Genomic DNA, 20616 nt, shown 5'->3' with positions numbered 1-20616 from the left:
CTTTTGATTCTAGGAAAACTTATCTTTTTGACACGATCCGCAGCCCGTGTTCAATTAGTTTTGAACCTAACGTTTCAAAACTCCCGAGTACTTGAAACAACAATGTTTCAAGCACTTTTCTCACAGCGGAAAGGCTCATCACCTGATAGATCAGCTCTAAGAACTTAACTGTTTTAACTTCTTTTAAGAATCTCTTAGGCTATTTTATGTAAAATAACAGTTCTTTCGTTGTTATAAAATCCGATGGAGCCCATTCTGGAGGAGAACCCGCCAGCGTAAGCGAGGGATGCCTCTGAGGAAACTTCGCACGCGTCTTGCTACTTGTTGCTTGTAGCTCTGGCCTCCTTGTGCAAAGACTCCTTTTCGACTCCAGTATCCCTCGATACCGCGGTCATTCTTCGGAGCTAGATAGCGAACACCTTGCTGATAGAGGACCTGCTTGCGAAAGGCTGGGTCCCAAGCTTTGACGGGGTCAATATCTAAGTCCTTATGGGTCCGGCCCCTAGCCAACCCGTAGTTAAAACTGGCACCATTGACAATGCCATTTTCAGAAATTTCTACTGGATCGACTTCATTGAGGAAATGCCCAGCTAGATCGAGAATATACTCCGTATGAAAATTTAACAAGACCTTGAAATTGACTTGTTGGAAAGCCCCTGATGGATAATGAAGGTGACCATCTGACCTTAGGGAGACCTTATTGTGAAGACGAGCAGCCGCATAAGCATCCACCGTGATCGCTCTAGCCTCCTGTAGGTAAGCTTGTAAGGCCTCTTCGTCAGTCTGTCCAGCTCTTGCCTCATGCGTCCGAATCCATTGTGCCTGGTAACTTGAAAGTAGGTAGCGCAACTGGTGAACCTGGCGTTTCAAGAGCTGATCTCCCGACTGATCTGCTAAGTGATCCTTTTTAAAAGCGATTTGCACGACGCGTGAAAAAGCCTTCCAAAAGTCGGAACCTGGTGGACAATCTGGAGCCATCCTACTCAGAAGAAAGGCTGTTTCTTCACAAGTTCCAGACAAGTCACTTGGCATAAGAAGAATTTTCATGACTCCCCTCAGCAAGTCTTGGGCAGCAGTTTCCGTTAGATCTTTGATCTCTTGAAACCACATGTTTTGAAACAGAGGACTGGCAAAGAAAAAGACAGACTGATATTGTTCTTGGTAGGCTTGTGGATCTTTGTATCCCTGCAAGTGCTTCTCTAGATAGGCTAAACTATTTTCTCTCCAGCCTAGTCTCGCTAATTCCCGTCTGTTCATGATGCCGTCCTTTCTATGATTCTATACTACCATCTTTTGGAGCTTGAGACAATTCTCATTACTCCACTAGCGTTTTTGAGGATTTTTTTGATATACTAGAAGTGAGCGAAGAAAAGAGGAAAGCATGACACCAAACAAAGAAGATTACCTCAAGTGTATTTATGAAATTGGCACAGAAGTAGAAAAAATCAGTAATAAGGAAATCGCTAGTCGCATGCAGGTCTCTCCACCCGCTGTGACCGAGATGATTAAGCGCATGATCTCTGAGGGCCTCTTGGTGAAAGATAAGACCCATGGCTATCTACTAACAGATCTGGGCTCGCAATTGGTCTCTGATCTCTACCGCAAGCACCGCTTGATCGAAGTATTTCTGCTGGAAAATCTTGGCTACACAACTGAGGAAGTCCATGAAGAGGCAGAAGTTCTCGAGCATACCGTTTCTGAACATTTCATCGACCGACTGGATCACATGCTTGGGAATCCTAAGACCTGCCCTCACGGTGGGACAATTCCAAAGAAAGGCGAAAGGCTTGTCGAAGCCCACCAAGGCCGTCTCAGTGAAACGACCCAACCTGGTCTGTATATTCTGCAAAGGGTCTACGACACCTATGAATTGTTAAAATTCTTAGACCAGATCCATCTCCAAATTGGTGATACCATCGCGTTTCAACGGTATGATGACTACACAGGCCTCTATCACTTCGTTATCCATGGACAAGAAATTTCTATCAACCAAGTGATCGCCCAACAACTTTATATCGAAAAACATGCAGTCTAATCCGACCACATGCTTTCTTATTTATGGATTTTTTGTATCTAGCAAAATCGTCACTGGACCATCATTGATCAATTCAATCGCCATATCGGCTCCAAAGATCCCTCGTTTGACAGGGACTTCTTTTTCTAATTGATCATTAAAGGCATCATATAACTGACTGGCCATATCTGGCTTGGCAGCCCCTGTAAAAGCAGGACGGTTGCCTTTTTTTGTCTCCGCAAAGAGGGTGAATTGAGAAATCGACAAAATTTCTCCTTGGATATCTTTGACTGAAAGATTCATCTTATCTTCCTCATCTGAAAAAATACGCATCTGCGATACCTTTCGAACCGCATATTCCAAATCCTTTTGGTCATCCTCAGGCCCTACTCCCACCAAAAGCAGCAAACCTTGCTGGATCGCATTGTAGACTTGACCATCAATGGAAACCGAGGCACTCTTGACCCGTTGAATCACTAATTTCATTTTATTATCCTATTTTATAAATCTATCGAACATTCACTGCTGACCTTCAAAAAACATCAACCTCAGACGACGAGCTAACCAAGCAATAAAAGAGTTCTGAACATATCCTAGCTTCTTCAAAGAAAATCAACATCAGACAAGGCAGTGAGACGCAGGCATAACTGTAGTTAGGCCAGTCGAAACTAACGCAGTATGAAGTAGATTTTCGCAGAAGACTAGCCGTTGGTACGCTTAACAGAGTACACCTCCGGCACACTCTTAATCTTATCCACAACTGTTGTCAACATCGATAGGTTCGGAATCCCAAAGGAAATGTGGATATTGGCAAATTTCATATCTTTGGTTGGTTGAGCATTGACAGTTGAGATCATCTTAGCTGTATTGGAGAGGACTTGGAGCACGTCGTTAAGAAGACCTGCACGGTTGAGTCCATAAATGTCAATATGGGCGATGTAGTCCTTGGTCGTATTGTTATCTTCCCATTCTACATCGATCAAGCGTTGCTCGTAGTTGTCTTGAGCTCGGAGGTTCATACAGTCCTGACGGTGAATGGCAACGCCGCGTCCTTTGGTGATGTAGCCGACGATTTCATCACCTGGAACTGGATTACAACACTTAGCAATCCGAATCAAGAGTCCAGAAGCACCTTGGATAACCACGCCACCTTCGTGACGGACCTTCAGGGTGTCTTTTTTATTTTCAACCTTGACCTCGCCACCTTTGACCAGCTCTTCTGCTTCTGCGCGTGCCTTAGCCCGTTCTTCTTCCCGGCGTTCATCCTCCGTCAAGCGGTTAAAGATGGTAATAGCTCCGATCTCTCCAAAACCAATCGCCGCAAACAAGGCTTCTTCTGTCTTATAGCTTGATTTTTGTAGCACTTTGTCCATGTGCTTTTTGTCCATGAACTTATTGGCTACCAAGTCATGCTCGTGGAATTGGGCCATCAAGAGGTCCCGACCACGGTTAATCGACAATTCCTTGTCTTGATTTTTAAAGAACTGACGAATCTTGTTGCGCGCCTTGCTAGTTTTAACAAGTGTCAGCCAGTCACGGCTCGGACCAAAGGAGTTGGCATTGGTGATAATCTCCACCTGGTCTCCCGTCCGAAGTTTGGTATTGAGGGGCACCATCCGGCCGTTGACCTTGGCACCAATCGCTTTTTCCCCAACCTTGGTGTGGATTTCATAAGCAAAATCGATCGGTCCAGAATCTTTCGGAAGCGAGCGCACGGTTCCATCTGGTGTGAAGACGTAAATCTCTTCTGCCAAGATGTCTTCTTTTACATTTTCAACAAATTCTTTAGCATCGCCTGACTGGTCCTGGAGTTCCATCATCTCCTTGATCCAGTTCATCCCAATAGCCGATTCCTTGCTGTTGACTTGACCCTTGATTCCTTTTTTATAGGCCCAGTGAGCCGCAACCCCGTATTCGGCAACCTCGTGCATTTCCTTGGTTCGGATCTGGAATTCAATCGGTCCCTTAGGGCCGTATACAGTCGTATGGATAGACTGATAGCCATTGGCCTTCCGGTTGGCAATATAGTCCTTAAAACGCCCCGGCATTGGCTTCCAGAGCTCATGGATGTAGCCTAGCATAGCATAAACATCACTTGGAGTATCCAGGATACAGCGGATGGCAATCAAGTCATAGATTTCATCAAAGCGTTTCTTCTTATCCTGCATTTTGCGATAGATCGAGTAGATATGCTTTGGTCGACCATAAATTTTCCCATGCAGATGGCGTTCTCCAGCATAGGTCTCAATCTTGTGGACAACCTCTTCGACCAACTCTTCTCGCTCGCGACGTTTTTCCTTCATCATATGAGAAATCTTGTAGAATTCTGTCTCATTCAAATAACGGAAAGACAAATCTTCAAGCTCCCACTTGACGCTGGAAATCCCGAGACGGTGGGCTAGTGGTGCATAGATCTCCATGGTCTCACGCGAAATGCGCTCTTGCTTATCCTTGCGCAAATGCTTGAGGGTACGCATATTATGCAAGCGGTCTGCCAATTTGACCAAAATGACACGGATATCTTGAGACATGGCCATAAGCATCTTGCGATGGTTTTCCGCCAACTGCTCTTCATGGGACTTGTACTTGACCTTCCCGAGCTTGGTCACCCCATCGACAATCACGCGCACATCATGACCAAATTCGCGCTCTAAATCATCTAAAGTCGCATCCGTATCTTCTACGACATCATGCAAAAAGCCACAGGCGACCGTCACAGCATCCAGTTTCAGCTTGGCAAGGATTCCTGCCACTTGAATCGGGTGGACGATATAAGGCTCGCCAGACTGACGGAATTGCCCATTATGGCAATCAACCGCATAGACCAAAGCCTTTTGTACAAAAGCAACATCTTCAGGTGATAAATATTTTTTTGTAAGGGCAACGACTTGGTCCCCTGTTAAATTCTCTTCTTTCGGCATTCGTTTTCTCCAGTTTCTTGGATACTATTTTAACACTTTTAGAAGCAGATGGGAACCAATGAAGCTACTTTAATATACGGATACTTCTCGAAGATCATTCTGGGATCCACCTTGCTTTCATCATTCGTAAAAGTTTTTTGTAAAAAAACTAACGAAGCGATTTCTTCACTTCGTTAGTTCATTAATTCTGTGACAACACTCACGGCGCTGAGGGCATAGAGTGGCGCTGTTTCTGCTCGCAGGATGCGAGGACCAAGTCCTGCAAGAATGGCTCCTTTAACTGTAAAACTTTCAATTTCTGCAGGGGAGAGGCCTCCCTCTGGCCCAAAGATAAAGAGCAGTTTAGCTCCAGTTTCCAATCCGGTCAGCGACTGAATCAGAGCGGCTGCCTCTCCTTCTTTGGCCGACTCTTCATAGGCCACCACGATCCGGTCAAACTGGTCAAGTTGTGCTAGAAAGTCAGACTTTTTCTCAAAAAGGGTAATGCTTGGGACCAAATTCCGCTTGCTTTGCTCGGCTGCTCCAAGGGCAATTTTTTCTAACTTTTCGACCTTTTTACCCAACTTCTTGCCGTCCCACTTGGCAACGGACCAGTCTGCAGGGAAGGCCCAGATTTGGCTGGCACCGAGTTCTGTTACTTTTTGAGTGATGAACTCCAGCTTATCTCCCTTGGGAAAGCCTGATGCAATGGTCACTTGAACTGGCAGTTCCACATTGTCAGCTAATTCTTCAATCAGCTCCAATTGACGGGACTCCACATTGACCACGCGCGCCAAGCGCTTAATCCCATCATCAAAGACTAAAGTCACCTCATCGTCTTCTTTCAAGCGCATGACCTGAAACATGTGCTTGCTGGTTTCCTTGTCCTCGATGGTGACAGGTGAGCTAGCCAAACCTTTTACAAAATACTGCTGCATGCTAGCCTCCAATCACACCGGAGACATCCTTGGTCTTCTTGAAGACGCAGGCATTCCATTCCCCTTGGATCATGTGGGTTTCAAGGAAGAATCCTGCTGACTCAGCCGACTCGCGCACCATGTCCCACTTGTCCTTGATAATGCCACTCATGATGAGATAACCTTCATCCTTGACCAAGCGATAAGCATCATCTGTCAGATGGATAAGGATATCCGCCAGGATGTTGGCCACGATGACATCTGCCTCAATCTCCACGCCTTTCAGCAAATCGCCTGGGGCTACATGGATGTTTTCCATGCCTGGGTTGAGTTCAATATTTTCCTGAGCGACACGAACGGCTACATCATCCAAGTCATAGGCAAAGATTTCCTTGGCGCCAAGAAGCGAGCTGGCAATGGAAAGGACACCTGAACCTGTCCCCACATCTAGCACTGTCTCCCCACCACGAAGAACCTGCTCCAAGGCAAAGAGACTCATCTTGGTTGTTGGGTGGGTTCCTGTCCCAAAGGCCATCCCTGGATCCAGTTTGATAATCTTTTCTCCCGCCGTCGCCTCATAGTCCGTCCATGACGGCACGATAGTCAAGTCATGGGTGATACGAGCTGGTTCATAGTATTTCTTCCAGTTGTCGGCCCAGTCTTCCTCAGCCAAGGCAGTCGTGCCCATCTTAACTTCGCCCAGATCCATAAAATCTGTCAATTCTGCCAAGCGAGCCTGCAAATCCGCTTCAACCGCTGCTACATCAACCGTTTCAGGATAGTAGGCGGTCACCACGATTTCTTCTTGCTGCTCGACATCAGGAAAAATCTCACCGAAGCGGTCCACGTTGCCCACATAGTCCATGCTATCTTCGATCGCGACCCCTTGGGCACCTAACTCGATCAAGAGGTTGGAGACTAGTTCCTCACCCTCACGCTTCACTGTAACTTTTAACTCTTGCCATGTTTCCATTTGATTCTCCTTAACAATCCATTGTTTCTTCTAATTCTTTTAAAGTCTTACCGTCCTTATTTTTCCAATCCGTTCGACCATTCGTATTCATGCCTAGTACAAAAGCGGCTGCGTAAGATGGACTGGAGAACAGTTGTTTTTCTTGTAAAACACCATCTTTAATCACATTTGATTTGATTAATTCCTTACGCAATTCTTTTAGACTTGCTGGTATTGCGGGTGAATCAACCTCATCCACTTGACTGCCTTCTAAAACAACAAAACCTTCCGAAGTCTGTTCGCAGATAGCTTCAATCATTCGATTTGATTTCTTTGTTTTTCGCTTCAAATAGAGATGAGTTGAATTTTCATTAGAAACATTCTGATCTGTTTTCTTGGTCATAGGAACAAACACTCGGTACCCTAAGGTTCCTACAATCATCAAAGTATTTTCTACAACCTCATCCAACTCAGACTGCTTTTCTTCTGTTACATTCCCAGAATTGGGCTCATTCCCATTTTTGACAATAAAGCGCCCCGCGTCCTTTGCTAGTTGTGTAAATTTATTTTCCAAGTAACTAATTTCTGTGGGACCAAAGGAATTATTCTGCGTCGTCAAAATAATCACATCATTAAAATAATCTGCATGGTTATCACGAGTATGTTCCTGAACACGTAAAAGGACACCTTCACCATTTTTGCGATTCGTCGACTGCCCAATATAGGTAACATCCTTTTGCTTATTTTCATCACGACCAAATAAGAAATAAATGCCACTTTGCTTCATTTCGTCACGTGATTTTAAATCTGATAATTGAATGCGTGGAATTTTATAGATCACACCTGTCCAATTGGACAAGGTACATTTGATTATACCAGTAACTTCTCCATCCATGAGAAACATGTTGATATTTTTACTACGCTTCATCCTAATTTCTTCTCCACATAATCTCTCACCCGTTCTTGCAATTGGGGAACAACACGATCTGACGTTAAAAACTCTTCAAAGCTCACTAACTTATAGCCCTGCCCCTCATCTCCAAAGTCAATGTGTTCAAACTCTTCTTGGGCTAGATTGCCAACTAGAAAAACGAACTGTTTCGTCTCATCCAAGAGGCCAGGATAGATCCTAGACCAGATGACGTCATCTTTCGACAGTTGGATGCTCAATTCCTCATAAACCTCACGCGCTACACACTCAAAAGGTGTCTCATTTCCTTCCCGACCACCACCTGGCAAGTCCCACATATTAGGGTAAGGAATCGTTTCTTTATCATCGCGCAAGATGGTCAAAATTTGCCCCTCACAAATCAAAGCAATTTTACAACCCGTAAATTCGAATCGTGCTTCTAAGCAATCCTCAAGCATGAGCTTCCCCTCCTAGTATCTCGGATAAGGATAAAAGGTGCTTTCTTCTAGGCCGACTTTGCCTTCTTCAAAAACTTCTTGGTTCCAGACGATCTCAAAGCTCTCTGCCTCTTCGTCTGCTAAAAAATCCATGAGCTCATCCAAGGCCAACTCAGCTGTATCCCGAAGGAAAGTCGCAAAATAGGCTAGAAATTCACGAGACAATCCTTTTTTAGGCTCATAAGGAATCGCTGTTAAATAGGCATCTTCTTCCACATGAGACTTGGCTGGATTGTAGAAAATGACGGCTTCTTCAAAGAAGATATCCTCGTCAGATTCTTCGCCAGCTTCATCAACCAGTGCAACCCCTCCCGTATTCTGTGCTTCCAAGAGAAAAGCCACTTCTACCGCATGGTTTTTTTTATCCCAATTGATCTCAAAATCAAAAGGAAAAACCTTGTCCATCTCCTCTTCTAAAATATCCAAAAATCCATATTTAGACATAGCGTCCTCTTTCTAATTTCCCACTCTTAGAGCGGAATATGATACAATAGTTACTACAATCTTACCATAAAAAACTCCTCTTTGAAAGGAGACAAAGCTAGAAAGGAGAAGGAAATGCCCGACAATCTCGCACTCCGTATGCGACCACGGACGATCGATCAAGTCATCGGTCAACAGCACCTGGTTGGAGAAGGCAAAATCATTCGTCGCATGGTCGAGGCCAATCGTCTGTCCTCTATGATTCTCTATGGACCTCCGGGGATCGGAAAGACCAGTATTGCTTCTGCGATCGCAGGAACGACTAAGTATGCCTTTCGGACTTTTAATGCAACGGTTGACAGTAAAAAACGCCTACAAGAAATCGCAGAGGAAGCCAAGTTTTCAGGTGGCTTGGTCCTGCTTTTGGATGAGATCCATCGCCTTGATAAAACCAAGCAAGATTTTCTCTTGCCTTTGCTCGAAAGCGGTCTGGTCATCATGATCGGTGCAACGACTGAAAATCCCTTTTTCTCTGTCACACCCGCTATTCGTAGCCGCGTACAAATCTTTGAGCTGGAACCGTTGACGACGGAGGAGGTCAAGCAAGCTCTAAAAACGGCGCTGGATGATTCCGACCGTGGCTTTGATTTTCCAGTCGTGCTCGATGAGGACGCTTTGGATTTCATCGCTACCTCAACCAATGGAGATCTTCGCTCTGCCTTTAATTCTCTCGATCTAGCGGTGCTGTCGACCTCTGAAAATGCAGAAGGGATTCGCCATATTACGCTAGAGATCATGGAAAACAGTCTCCAGCGCAGCTACATCACCATGGACAAAGATGGAGACGGCCACTACGACGTGCTCTCTGCTCTGCAAAAATCTATCCGTGGTTCGGATGTCGATGCTAGTCTCCACTATGCAGCTCGTTTGATCGAAGCCGGAGATCTACCCAGCCTAGCTCGTCGCTTGACTGTCATCGCTTATGAGGATATCGGTCTGGCCAATCCAGATGCGCAGATTCATACCGTGACAGCGTTACAAGCAGCTGAGCGCATCGGCTTTCCTGAGGCCCGCATTCTCATCGCCAACATCGTCATCGATCTAGCCCTTTCGCCGAAATCCAACTCAGCCTACGTTGCCATGGACAAGGCGCTGGCTGATCTTAGAAGTTCTGGCAACCTTCCTATTCCTCGCCACCTCCGCGATGGTCATTATGCTGGAAGCAAGGAACTGGGAAATGCGCAAAACTATAAATACCCTCACAACTACCCTGGCAACTGGGTCAATCAGGACTACTTGCCAGACAAGCTCAAACACGCTTCCTACTTTATTCCCAATGAAAATGGCAAGTACGAGCGTGCTCTCGGAGCCACCAAGGAGAAGATTGATCAATTTAAGAAAAAGTGACATCGGTTTCAAAAAATTGAGATTTTTCCTTGAAATATTTTCAAAATGTGGTATCATATACATATAGAAACGCTGTGGTGTACGACTTCACACTTAAGTGTTGACCGACTATTTTTTGTATTATTAGGGAAACAAAAGACTTCTGGCAGTATGCAGGCCGTTTCACGCGGAAGCAGCTAAGTCAGAGCGAGTTGCCCACCTGCTTAATTGCGCGGGTTCAATACAAATCGTGAAGTATCGGCACCAATACAGCTTTTTATATTTGCCTCCTTAGCTCAGTTGGTAGAGCAGTAGACTCTTAATCTATGGGTCACAGGTTCGAGCCCTGTAGGGGGCATCTACATACAACAGGAAAAAGCCTTGATTTACAAGGCTTTTTTGTTTGTCTATAACTGATTTGCCCCATCATTTGCCCCACATTTTTTTATGAGCAATCTTTCCAGACATCTCTGACTACGAAAAACAAAAAAGCTATCCTACCTTTGCAAATTTAGATAAGATAGCAGAATATTTTAATGCAACTCCAACCCAACTATTTGGAACTAGTAAAGAGATTGAATTAGAAAAGAGTGTTCTTGAATCGAATGAATACTCTGATAAAGTAAGTGAGATCTTAAAGGCTGTCAAATACATCGAACATTTTCTAGAAACTGATGGACAGTACTTAGAGGATTTACTTTACTTAACAAGAGGCAACCAACTATACACAGAAGATGGAAAAGAGTTGTATATTGATCCAACTTCTCAGAAAAGAACACTTCATAACCAATATGAACCTGGTTTTATTGAAGCAAGGGATAAATCTCCACTAGAACTCTTAATTGAAAATAAGGAATTGTTTGATAAATAGAAAAAGCGAGGATAACCTCGCTTCAGATTGAAGTTAAAATCTTTAGAAGACACTTTTATAAGGACTTTGTCTTCAATCTGTGAAAAGGAGTGAAAACTCCTTTTCTTTTTGTAAGTCAGACTGAAACTTCCAAATTGTTTATTTATTTTATTGACATTTTCTATAAAAATAAGTACAATAGTTTTATTAGCAAACTATACTATATAGGGGGTATTGAAATGAAATTTTCTAATCGTTTACTGCTATTCCTTGCAGGAGTTGTTTTTGTCCTTTTAGGACTTTTCCTATTTACAAACCCAGTAGCTAATCTTGTTGCTTACAGCTGGTGGATTTCATTTGGTTTACTGGTTTCTTCTATAGCAGCTATTTTAGGCTATTTCTCTGCACCAAAAGAGCTTCGCTCACCTGTTTATCTTTTCCAAGGATTTGTTAGTCTTCTCTTAGCTCTTTACCTCGTTGCTTATGGCTTTGTGACCCTGCCGGTCGTCATTCCGACCATTGTAGGAATTTGGTTAATTGTAGAAGCCATTATTGCTTTCTTTAAAGGCAATCGTCTAAGATTGATTTTCCCTATTATTGGTAGCAATATCATGTGGGTAGCCTTGCTTGAATTTTTACTAGGTCTAGTGATTCTGTTCAATCCAGTGGCTACAGGTGTCTTTGTCGTTTATGTCATTGCCTTTTCATTTTTAGTTACTGGCTTCACCTACATTATTGAGGCCTTTCGTAAATAGTCTAGTTGCTATTTCTATCGCATTCAAAAAAGCTGGGAAATCATATTCTCAGCTTTTTTGTCTCTTTAATTATCACTTTTTCGCATTCCATTCTGCGTAGAATTGCTCCAAGTATTCTTCCAAAAAGTGATGGCATAGTGCTCTAGCATTCGATAAGTTGCAATAATAACCGGTCGAGAACGGGGCATCGACTCAATCATACCGAAAATAAAAGAGCGAATGTTATCTGCAAAAAGAAAGCTTAGATTCTTTGCGATTTCAACAAAAAAAGCACTGTTTGTACTGACCCCAAAAAGTTAGACAAGTAATTTAAGTGAAGGATTTAGTTCTGTATTTCACAGGACTAATGTAAGTGGCTCATTTGGACTATCCTCCTGTTTTGTTTTGTCACTTACAGTATAGTCCTTTTAGGCTTTTCTTGTATTTTGAGTTTAACTAGCACCACGGGTATTATTTTTCCTTTTACTTACCAGATAGAAGTTAAAACTTAATTGAAAAGAACCATTTAATTTAACTAATGAGAGAAATTTTCGAAAAAAAATTAACAGACTGAAGAGACTGAGGTAATTAGGAATCGGTAAACAGTCCATCTCTGATTACGAAAAACAAAAAAGCTATCCTACCTTTGCAAATTTAGATAAGATAGCAGAATATTTTAATGCAACTCCAACCCAACTCTTTGGAACGAGTAAAGAGATTGAGTTAGAAAAGAGTGTTCTTGAATCTAATGAATACTCTGATAAAGTAAGTGAAATCTTAAAAGCTGTCAAATACATCGAGCATTTCCTACATACTGATGGACAGTACTTAGAGGATTTACTTTACCTAACAAGAGGCAACCAACTATACACAGAAGATGGAAAAGAGTTGTATATTGATCCAACTTCTCAGAAAAGAACACTTCATACCCAATATGAACCTGGTTTTATTGAAGCAAGAGATAAATCTCCACTAGAGCTCTTAATTGAAAATAAGGAGCTATTAGATTAAATAAAAAAAGCGAGGATATGTACTGACCCCAAAAGTTAGATTTTTTCTGTCTAACTTTTGGGATCAGTACATTTTCAACTCTCTTATTTATTTTCTTATCTCACATAATTACTTCACATATCCAGGCTCATCAAATTCATTTTTTTCAATAACATATGCCACATTTGCATCCTTATTGATCAAAGAACATATATCTATTAAACTACAAAAGCTCTCTGACCGCAAAATTCCGTTAATTTACAACCTTATTCCTAATTTCTATTTTACTTTTCTGACAGATAAGATTATAATAAGGAGTATTTATTTTCGGAGGTTTTTATGTCATTTCTATCAAAAAATTGGGCAGGACTGTTAGTCTGTCTGATCATTTCTATCATCTCTTGGGTTTTAGGAGGCTTTCTGCCTGTTGTGGGAGCACCTGTTTTCGCCATTTTTATCGGAATGATTCTCTACCCCTTTCTCACTCCCTATAAACAACTGGATGCTGGTTTGACTTATAGCTCCAAAAAATTGCTTCAGTATGCTGTTATCTTACTTGGTTTTGGACTCAATATCTCTCAAGTTTTCGCAGTTGGAAAATCTTCCCTTCCTGTCATCCTTTCGACTATTTCTATCGCTTTAATTATTGCTTTCTTTTTCCAACGATTTTTTAACATGGATACAAAGCTAGCTACCTTGATTGGGGTAGGCTCTTCTATCTGTGGCGGTTCTGCCATTGCAGCGACTGCTCCTGTTATTCACGCCAAGGAAAAAGAAGTAGCCCAAGCCATTTCTGTTATCTTTTTCTTCAATGTCTTGGCAGCTCTTATCTTTCCAACTCTAGGTTCTTGGCTCCATCTCTCCAACGAAGGTTTTGCTCTCTTTGCGGGTACTGCGGTCAACGATACTTCCTCTGTAACAGCCACAGCTAGCGCCTGGGATAGTCTGTATCATACCAATACTCTAGAATCTGCAACCATTGTCAAACTGACTCGTACCTTAGCTATTATCCCTATTACTCTCTTCCTCTCCTATTGGCAAAGCCGTCAACAAGACAACAACCAAGGAGTAAAGCTTAAAAAAATCTTCCCTGTTTTCATTCTCTACTTCATCCTAGCTTCTCTGCTAACTACCGTCCTTACTTCTTTTGGTGTTAGCAATAGCTTCTTTTCACCTCTCAAACAGCTCTCCAAATTCCTCATCATCATGGCTATGAGTGCTATTGGTCTCAAAACTAACCTCGTTGCTATGATCAAATCCAGTGGAAAATCCATTCTTCTTGGAGCCCTTTGCTGGATCGCTATCATCCTGACTAGTCTTGGCATGCAATTACTCATCGGTATTTTCTAAGAAAAAAGGGAGCCTAAAGGCTACCTCAGAACGTAGACAAACGTCATTTTTGGCGTTTGTCTTTTTGTATCTTCAAAGATATTTTGTCTTATCATCTACTATTCCATCCAAAAATCTGATTTAAAGCAAAATAAAAAGGGATATTCCCTATCCATTTCGATAATTTTTTCATTACCCATTCTTTATTACCAATCATCAAACACTCCGCCTGTAAGTTGGTACATGAGGTAAATGTGCTCCAAGGTTTTGACAATTCGCGTCACATGAAGTTATTTAAGCATATCCTTTTCTCTCATTACCATTTTCTGTTATAATAAATCGTACTTCTAGAATGGAAAGGACTTGAGATGACAACTCTTGTTAAACATAAACGTGTAAATTATTCAGAACTTTTTTATGATCTAGTTTTTGTTTTTGCGATTTCAAAAGTAACTGCTTTAATTCACCATCTTCATAACGGTATTTTGACTTGGAATTCTTTGCTTGATTTTTTCATGTCTGTCTTGCTTCTCATCAATGCCTGGATGATTCAAACCGTTTATACCAATCGCTATGGAAAGAACTCTGTATTTAACATGGTAATCATGTTTATCAATATGGGACTTTTACTCTTTATATCCAATTTGATTAAAGATGATTGGCAACAATATTTTCATTATGTCTGTTGGGCTATTGGTACATTAACCCTTACCTTATTTTTTCAATATTTGGTTGAGTTTTTTAAAAAATCAACCGATAATGTTCATAGGGAAAGTATCAAAGGTTTTCTATGGATAACAGGTCTACGAAGTTTAGAAATCTATCTAGCAGCTCTTCTTCCTATTTACATTGGAGTCTATATCCTTTATGCTAGTATTCTGCTAACATTTATTACGCCAATTACCTCGATTAGTAAAGATGATCATTTCCAGATAGTTCTCCCCCATTTAATCGAGCGCATCTCCCTTCTTGTCATTATTACGTTTGGAGAGATGATTATGGGGCTAGTTAACTTCTTTACAATCGAGAATTTCTCGATTTATTCGGTTCTTTATTTCATTATTATGCTTTCTCTGTTCTTGTTTTATTTTGTTCAATTCGACCATGCTATTGATGAAGAATCTAATCAAAAGGGACTATTTCTAATTTACAGTCACTATCCTATTTTCATTGGACTTCTTATGATGACCGTTTCGATGAGTTTTCTTCTGAATCCTGAAACTAATCTTCTCTTTGCAACCAGCTTCTTTTATATCGGAATTGGCCTCTTCCAAGCTGCTGTCCTAGCAAATGGGCCCTATAACAAACACTATCTTCGCTATTCGAAAAGTTACTACTGTGTCCAAGCTACACTCTATCTGGCTGCCTTGATTCTCTCTTTAATCTTTGCTTCTAATCCTATAATAGTAGTAAGTATTACAACCATTTTAGCTCTAGCTATAGCTATTCATTCTATTTATTTTTATATGACACAGACTAAAAAACATTCCACACCTTACTGGGAGTTGTTTTAATGAGTTTATAACATAAAAAAAGCTTTGGGAACCAAGGCTTTTTTTCATTAATTTGTTTTTCCATTTTATCCTCCGATTTGAACTCGCACTGACATTTATTTATAACAACACTATATATCTAGTATAGCATAATCATTAGGTATTATAGGTTTTCAAACCAAATAGGAAACCTCTATGAGTCATTCGTGTTTGCCCCACTTTTGCCCCATTTTTAAATAATTTCATTTAAAATCACTTCAAGTATCTTCCTAAAATCACTTATATTTCAATATTTTTAATTACTTTTAAGATGAAAAAGCCTTCCAAATTCATGTAGGGGGCATTTTTTATGCACAAAAAGCCTTGAAAACCAAGGCTTTTTTGCTTGTCTTAAGAGTACTTAGCTCACTTTTTTATGAATACAAATAAGCGAGCTTCATGACAAAGCTCGCTTTTATCTAACACATCGTTATAATCTCAAAACCACCTCGGAGGTAGTTTGTTAATGAAAGTCTATATTAGGTATCATAATTCTAACAATAGCTGTTGAACAACTTCCAAAACATCCCTGAAAGAAATAGAAGTTGCATAAGGGTAATGAGACTGATAATTTTCCCAATGACGCGCCAATGTTATATCATCCTTCATCTCATCAATCATATTTTGAAAATCTACTACATCTAACGTTGTCTGACGATAGGAAAATGTTGCCTCGCAAGCTGATCGAAGCTTTTTACTATCCAATCGGCTTTTTTCCATACTATAAATTACATACACATCATAAAAATCCTTGCTTCGAGTGTTAAAGAAAGATCTTCGATAAATCGTTTCTAATTTTTCAGCCAATATTGTCTCCAAATTATAGGCCACGATCTCATAGTCAATCTCTTGAAAGAGACTATGATAACGATAGGAAACGGATTTGGGAGTAATAGGATCACCAGTCGCAATATCTAAAGGAATTGTCTGACGTATATTATCAAGCCGACATAAAATATGGATTCGATAACCACCATAAGGATCTTCATCTTTAATTTCACTTATCTTAGTAATTTCATAATGAACCAAATCATCAGTTAGGATTTCCTTTAAAGTACTTTCTAGTAGAGATTTGTCCATCTTAAATTGTTCTAAAATAAAATCCATATCAGAAGTTGTTCGACTTTCAACACCAATAATATTGGATAAAAGAAATCCTCCCTTGAATACAAAGTTATGACTATACGGACTAGATGCTATCTTTGCAAGTATCGTTTCTAGAAAATAATAAGTTAGCACAACATTGAAATCTACCTGTTTTTCGTTTGAAATTTTATGGCACAGAGCAATCAATCTATCTTTATTCATATAAGACCTCCATCAATGATTGGACGTTTTCGAGCACATGAAACTCTCGCGCATATTTGTAGAGTTTTCGTAGATCTTTTTTTGAAGATTGAATATATCTCTTTAAAGAAGTCGAAAATATTTCCACATCTATCTTTTGTCGCTCGCGAATGAGATCGCATATCGATCTCTCCAAATCATATACCCTTACTTCATTTCCGAAGGACGTTTGTAGCTTTGTCACACCGACTTCATACAATTCTTTCTGGATGAAATGCCTTTTTACCTCCTTAGGAAATCGATGAGGATTATAACCTGTATAGACCGTCACTTCTTTGTATTTAGGGATAACATCTATCAGCCCATGGAGATACAATGCTGATAGATAAGAATAAATCACTTTTTGATGTTGGAGTTGGAAAATGGCATACTCATCATACTGAGACCAATCGGTGATATAAATCCCTCTGGCAACCTTTATGAGTTGACCATTTTCCACCATTCGATTTAGGTAAGGCTTTGGGATCCCTTTTTTAACTACATCAGATGTTCTAATAATAGACTGATGATCTAGCATTTCCTGTATTTGTTTTTGAATCATTTCAGCATTCCTATTGTTGTTACTTCTGTGCTTTTATTATATCATATCACACGCACAAAAGTAACAATAACGATTATTCATAAAAAGATGCCGGACAAATAGCTCCGACATCACTTTCCAAAATCCTCTCTCCAAATATCCTTGACGGTCACATCGTCCCAATTCTTTGGACTGAAGCGGCTGGAGTAGATGGAGGTCCAGTTCACAGTTCACCGGTCCACCACTCGCGCTTCAAAGTGGGCTGGTTTATCGTCTACATTGGTGATGGTGATGTTGTAGGGCTTTCGTTCCGTCACCCCAAATACTTCCTCTACTTCCCCTTGAATCACTATTCCATCGTTTTCTAAATAGAAACTCTTACTTTTATCATTTGGTAAGTCTTTACGCTCTGTTTTGTCTTTTAAAAAAATGAGCTCCGTTATTGTTTGCTTTTCAACATTATAGACTATGTGACTATCTTTCATCCCCCAACCTTTTCGACCGGACAATTTTAACTTAGCATCATCAAATTTTTTAAACTGGAGTTCCGACCTATATTCTAGCTGATCCGTATTGGGATAAACTCTCAATTGAACACTTTGACCAGGCTGGAGGGTGTAGCTTCCATAAGTAAGGATCGAATAAACAAACCAGACTGCAAATGAAGCATATAAGAATCCAATGATCTTTCGTGAACGTTTGCTTGTAAAACGACGCAAAAGCAAGACGAGAGAAATAATAAATATCAGGGGTGTTACCATTTGTCTTCCTTTCTTACCAGCATTGACCCGGTTATGATTTCTACAGCAGCTTTTCATTTCACTCCTAGCCACACTTTCCATCTAGTATACCATAACCTGAAATGATCTAATCACAAGAACCCTACCAAACATTTGACAGCTCTTCACCGAATCCGCTATGATAAGGGTACTTGAAATTCCAAGTTTTCATGCATTTGAAATGTAAGGAGTCCAAAATGAAAATCTATTATTCAAAATTTGTTGGTGTCGGTTATCTAATCTTTGCGGCGGGTGTATCCTTTCAATTTTTCTTTTCTCCCGCTCATGGATTGATCGACTTTTCTCAACTAAATCTTCCCACTGTGATTTCAACCATTCTCTTTTTCGCTGCTATCTATGCAACGATTGCAGGCATCAAAAGACTGACTAGCCGCAGAGTCTCCTTTGAATTCACCTTTGAAGGTATTGAGGTCTATCCCGGACTCTTCTTCTCAAAAGAAATCTTCATTCCCAAAGAAGAATTGTTGCGAGCATCGTATGTTGAAGTGGACGTCAGCGACCCTGATCATGTCAACAGCAAGGCTTGCTATTTAGATTTTAACCTCAGAGAAGTCACCCAGCTAGAAGATATCTCTAAGTCAAACATCATCATCAATACAAGCACCTTGAAATTGCGTCTCGCCCTTAGCCTCTGTCGATTTAGAGAGGAAGAAAAAGCCGAGTTAGCGACCTATCTAAAAGAAAACTACGGCATTGATTTTTTCTATTAGCATGTAATAAAAAAGCCCTCCATTAGAATTTTAGAATAGCAAAATCTTTCCAAGTACTTGACGAACGAATATCAAATAACCGTTTTGTAGCAAAGAAAAAGAGGTGGGACAAAAGTCCTGGCCTCTCAATTGTTTTTGGACTGTCGAGCAAGACGCAGTGGTTGAGTGGGATATACTACGCTGATTTCATCAGCTTTTACAGCCTTACTCAACTGTGCGGAGGTGGGACAACGAAATCGAATACTAACGAATTACCGATTTCTGTCCCACTCTCTTTTTTAACTGCTCTTAGTTCCTCATTTTTCCTTTGGGTACGAGCAGATAGAAAAATAGCAAATTCAATCCAAATACAGCAACAAAGAGTCCTAATTGGGTGGCATCGATCGTTTGTTTCTCGGTCAAATCTTGGATCAGCTTTGTATAATAATAGCCTGGGAAAGCCCGTTGTAGCTTGCCAACCAAGTCCATAAATCCTCCACTTGCGCCAAGCGTATCAAAGGGAATAATGGTCATGGCGGCCAAAATAATGACAGGAAAGCCAATGGTGTCAATCGTCTTGGCATCTACCCTGACCCCAAGTACAAAGCCAATCACACTAAAGTAGATCCCCATCAAGGATAAGAGGAAAAATTGCACCAACAGGCTAGTCGTCACCGGAAAGTGAAAACCTATAACAGCAACTACTAGCACTGCTAAAAAGATCAAGCTGTTCAATATCAGTTGTACGATCGATTGATCCCATAAATAGTTCTTGACACTATAGCTTGTAAAGTGGGATTCAAAAGAATAAAAGCCGATATCTGAGGCGATCCGCTTACTAAAGGTTGCAAGGCTATTGCCAATGACCCCGATAAATACGGCAATGCCTAATAAAATACTTGGTGAAACCCCTTTTTGAAGCTGATAAAAGAAGATATACCAGCCTATGGGTAAAATAATGGTGAATAATACGAAGCGCTTATTTCGTAAAACTTGTTTTAATTGAATCTTTTTCATGCTTATTCCCCTCCTTTATTCATCTCTTCTCGGAAATACTGCTCAATGGTTTGACCAGCCTGGTGAATGTCCTCAACAGCCTTTGTTGCAGCAATTCGACCGTCTTTTAAAATCAGGACTTTTGTAAAAAAGGCATCAATTTGGTTAAAATCATGGGTCACCACAACAGATGTAAATTCTTGCTGCTCCAGTAATTTCCAAAAATTATCCACTGCTTCCAAGTCCATGCCAGTCGTTGGCTCATCTAAAAAAATCAACTTTGGATGATTCAAAATAGTTAACAACAAGGACAAGCGTCTCTTTTGACCACCGGAAAGACTGCCCACCATCTGCACTCTTGATTCTCTCAATTCGACCATCTCTAAGAGTCCATTGATATCAGCCTGCTTCAGCTGATTCATCCGGCTTTTTAATTCGACGAATTCAGCAAGGGTTAAATCCTCGATGAGCAGATCCCCCTGAGGCATCATCCCAATTTCCCTTTGAAAATCAAGCGAAGTCTTTATCGTCCCTGAATCGGCCTGAAGTTGCCCAGCGATAATGTTGAACAGGGTGCTTTTTCCTGCCCCATTATTTCCCAGCAAGGCAATTTTGTCTCCTTCTTCTATCGAAAAAGACACTCCCTTTAATACAGCTTTCTCCTTAAATGATTTTGTAATAGATGCTACCTGAAACATACGATCCCTCTTTTCTTATTGATCTTGTGTACAGTATACTTCAAAGGGACCGTCTTTGGAGCTCTCTGTCAGAATCGGTCAAAAAATCGTCGCGAATGGTCAAAAAAGAGGCTGGGACAAAAGTCCTAGCCT

The 20616-nt window shown here is 40.9% G+C and carries 21 protein-coding genes, 1 tRNA gene and 1 other RNA gene; 10 read left to right on the top strand and 13 right to left on the bottom strand.

Annotated features, from left to right (window positions below; all coding sequences use genetic code 11):
• Window positions 1-231: 231 nt before the first annotated feature.
• The gene (locus HMPREF2832_RS01750) at window positions 232-1257 is read right to left on the bottom strand and encodes a DUF3114 domain-containing protein (protein ID WP_013904525.1); all 1026 of its coding nucleotides are present in this window, start codon (window positions 1255-1257) and stop codon (window positions 232-234) included.
• Window positions 1258-1381: 124 nt separating this feature from the next.
• On the opposite strand from HMPREF2832_RS01750, the gene HMPREF2832_RS01745 reads away from it, so the two are divergent.
• Window positions 1382-2035 (top strand): metal-dependent transcriptional regulator, encoded by a 654-nt coding sequence (locus HMPREF2832_RS01745; RefSeq protein WP_013904524.1) that lies wholly within the window; start codon window positions 1382-1384, stop codon window positions 2033-2035.
• 21 nt (window positions 2036-2056) lie between these two features.
• Here the strand turns inward: HMPREF2832_RS01745 and dtd are convergent, their stop codons facing one another.
• From dtd to HMPREF2832_RS01710, 7 genes are all read right to left on the bottom strand, one after another.
• Complete coding sequence (dtd, locus tag HMPREF2832_RS01740; protein WP_013904523.1) at window positions 2057-2500, bottom strand: D-aminoacyl-tRNA deacylase; 444 nt, start codon at window positions 2498-2500, stop codon at window positions 2057-2059.
• Window positions 2501-2715: 215 nt separating this feature from the next.
• On the bottom strand, window positions 2716-4935 hold the full coding sequence (locus HMPREF2832_RS01735) for a RelA/SpoT family protein (protein ID WP_070505335.1): 2220 nt from the start codon (window positions 4933-4935) through the stop codon (window positions 2716-2718).
• 173 nt (window positions 4936-5108) lie between these two features.
• Window positions 5109-5852, bottom strand: coding sequence for a 16S rRNA (uracil(1498)-N(3))-methyltransferase (locus HMPREF2832_RS01730; RefSeq protein WP_049473929.1), 744 nt, complete (start codon window positions 5850-5852; stop codon window positions 5109-5111).
• 1 nt (window position 5853) lies between these two features.
• Window positions 5854-6804: a 50S ribosomal protein L11 methyltransferase gene (gene prmA / locus HMPREF2832_RS01725; RefSeq protein WP_070505334.1), complete on the bottom strand. Its 951-nt coding sequence runs from the start codon at window positions 6802-6804 to the stop codon at window positions 5854-5856.
• Window positions 6805-6814: 10 nt separating this feature from the next.
• Entirely contained in the window at window positions 6815-7711 is an 897-nt protein-coding gene (locus HMPREF2832_RS01720; RefSeq protein WP_070505333.1) for a GIY-YIG nuclease family protein, read from the bottom strand.
• A complete protein-coding gene (locus HMPREF2832_RS01715; protein ID WP_070505332.1) occupies window positions 7708-8151 on the bottom strand; it encodes an NUDIX hydrolase in 444 nt (147 codons plus the stop codon). The genes HMPREF2832_RS01720 and HMPREF2832_RS01715 overlap by 4 nt, the downstream gene beginning before the upstream one ends.
• A gap of 12 nt (window positions 8152-8163) precedes the next feature.
• A complete protein-coding gene (locus tag HMPREF2832_RS01710; RefSeq protein ID WP_049473933.1) occupies window positions 8164-8634 on the bottom strand; it encodes a DUF3013 family protein in 471 nt (156 codons plus the stop codon).
• Between the two features lie 114 nt (window positions 8635-8748).
• On the opposite strand from HMPREF2832_RS01710, the gene HMPREF2832_RS01705 reads away from it, so the two are divergent.
• The 8 genes from HMPREF2832_RS01705 (at window position 8749) to HMPREF2832_RS01680 (ending at window position 15416) form a co-directional block, all read left to right on the top strand.
• Window positions 8749-10020: a replication-associated recombination protein A gene (locus HMPREF2832_RS01705; protein ID WP_070505331.1), complete on the top strand. Its 1272-nt coding sequence runs from the start codon at window positions 8749-8751 to the stop codon at window positions 10018-10020.
• Window positions 10021-10086: 66 nt separating this feature from the next.
• A non-coding RNA gene (gene ssrS / locus HMPREF2832_RS01700) (6S RNA) lies at window positions 10087-10279 on the top strand.
• Window positions 10280-10284: 5 nt separating this feature from the next.
• A tRNA-Lys gene (locus HMPREF2832_RS01695) sits at window positions 10285-10357 on the top strand.
• A gap of 96 nt (window positions 10358-10453) precedes the next feature.
• The gene (locus tag HMPREF2832_RS09755; RefSeq protein WP_083306305.1) at window positions 10454-10870 is read left to right on the top strand and encodes a helix-turn-helix domain-containing protein; all 417 of its coding nucleotides are present in this window, start codon (window positions 10454-10456) and stop codon (window positions 10868-10870) included.
• Between the two features lie 218 nt (window positions 10871-11088).
• Window positions 11089-11604 carry an HdeD family acid-resistance protein gene (locus HMPREF2832_RS01690; RefSeq protein WP_003004261.1) on the top strand — a complete coding sequence of 172 codons (516 nt, stop codon included), beginning with the start codon at window positions 11089-11091 and terminating at the stop codon, window positions 11602-11604.
• Between the two features lie 573 nt (window positions 11605-12177).
• A complete protein-coding gene (locus HMPREF2832_RS09745; RefSeq protein ID WP_071788307.1) occupies window positions 12178-12594 on the top strand; it encodes a helix-turn-helix domain-containing protein in 417 nt (138 codons plus the stop codon).
• 318 nt (window positions 12595-12912) lie between these two features.
• Window positions 12913-13923, top strand: a complete 1011-nt coding sequence (locus HMPREF2832_RS01685; protein WP_003009857.1) for a YeiH family protein — start codon at window positions 12913-12915, stop codon at window positions 13921-13923.
• A gap of 347 nt (window positions 13924-14270) precedes the next feature.
• Window positions 14271-15416: a low temperature requirement protein A gene (locus tag HMPREF2832_RS01680; RefSeq protein WP_049473941.1), complete on the top strand. Its 1146-nt coding sequence runs from the start codon at window positions 14271-14273 to the stop codon at window positions 15414-15416.
• A 504-nt stretch (window positions 15417-15920) separates the two neighbouring features.
• On the opposite strand, the gene HMPREF2832_RS01675 is transcribed toward HMPREF2832_RS01680, so the two are convergent.
• The 3 genes from HMPREF2832_RS01675 to HMPREF2832_RS01665 all read right to left on the bottom strand — a co-directional run bounded on the left by HMPREF2832_RS01675 (window position 15921) and on the right by HMPREF2832_RS01665 (window position 18062).
• Window positions 15921-16742: a nucleotidyl transferase AbiEii/AbiGii toxin family protein gene (locus HMPREF2832_RS01675; RefSeq protein WP_003004480.1), complete on the bottom strand. Its 822-nt coding sequence runs from the start codon at window positions 16740-16742 to the stop codon at window positions 15921-15923.
• Window positions 16735-17322: a type IV toxin-antitoxin system AbiEi family antitoxin domain-containing protein gene (locus HMPREF2832_RS01670; RefSeq protein ID WP_003004721.1), complete on the bottom strand. Its 588-nt coding sequence runs from the start codon at window positions 17320-17322 to the stop codon at window positions 16735-16737. Before HMPREF2832_RS01670 ends, HMPREF2832_RS01675 begins: the two co-directional genes overlap by 8 nt.
• 209 nt (window positions 17323-17531) lie before the next feature.
• On the bottom strand, window positions 17532-18062 hold the full coding sequence (locus HMPREF2832_RS01665; RefSeq protein WP_024056220.1) for a hypothetical protein: 531 nt from the start codon (window positions 18060-18062) through the stop codon (window positions 17532-17534).
• A 215-nt stretch (window positions 18063-18277) separates the two neighbouring features.
• On the opposite strand from HMPREF2832_RS01665, the gene HMPREF2832_RS01660 reads away from it, so the two are divergent.
• Window positions 18278-18811: a hypothetical protein gene (locus tag HMPREF2832_RS01660; protein WP_021154311.1), complete on the top strand. Its 534-nt coding sequence runs from the start codon at window positions 18278-18280 to the stop codon at window positions 18809-18811.
• 288 nt (window positions 18812-19099) lie between these two features.
• Here HMPREF2832_RS01660 and HMPREF2832_RS01655 read toward each other — a convergent pair whose 3' ends face one another.
• Both HMPREF2832_RS01655 and HMPREF2832_RS01650 read right to left on the bottom strand, forming a co-directional pair.
• Complete coding sequence (locus HMPREF2832_RS01655) at window positions 19100-19807, bottom strand: ABC transporter (RefSeq protein ID WP_070505330.1); 708 nt, start codon at window positions 19805-19807, stop codon at window positions 19100-19102.
• A gap of 2 nt (window positions 19808-19809) precedes the next feature.
• Window positions 19810-20484 carry an ABC transporter ATP-binding protein gene (locus HMPREF2832_RS01650; RefSeq protein WP_070505329.1) on the bottom strand — a complete coding sequence of 225 codons (675 nt, stop codon included), beginning with the start codon at window positions 20482-20484 and terminating at the stop codon, window positions 19810-19812.
• Window positions 20485-20616: the final 132 nt, after the last annotated feature.

The organism is Streptococcus sp. HMSC073D05 (assembly GCF_001812015.1).
GTDB lineage: Bacteria > Bacillota > Bacilli > Lactobacillales > Streptococcaceae > Streptococcus > Streptococcus parasanguinis_D.
This window is presented reverse-complemented; position numbering and strand designations above follow the sequence as displayed.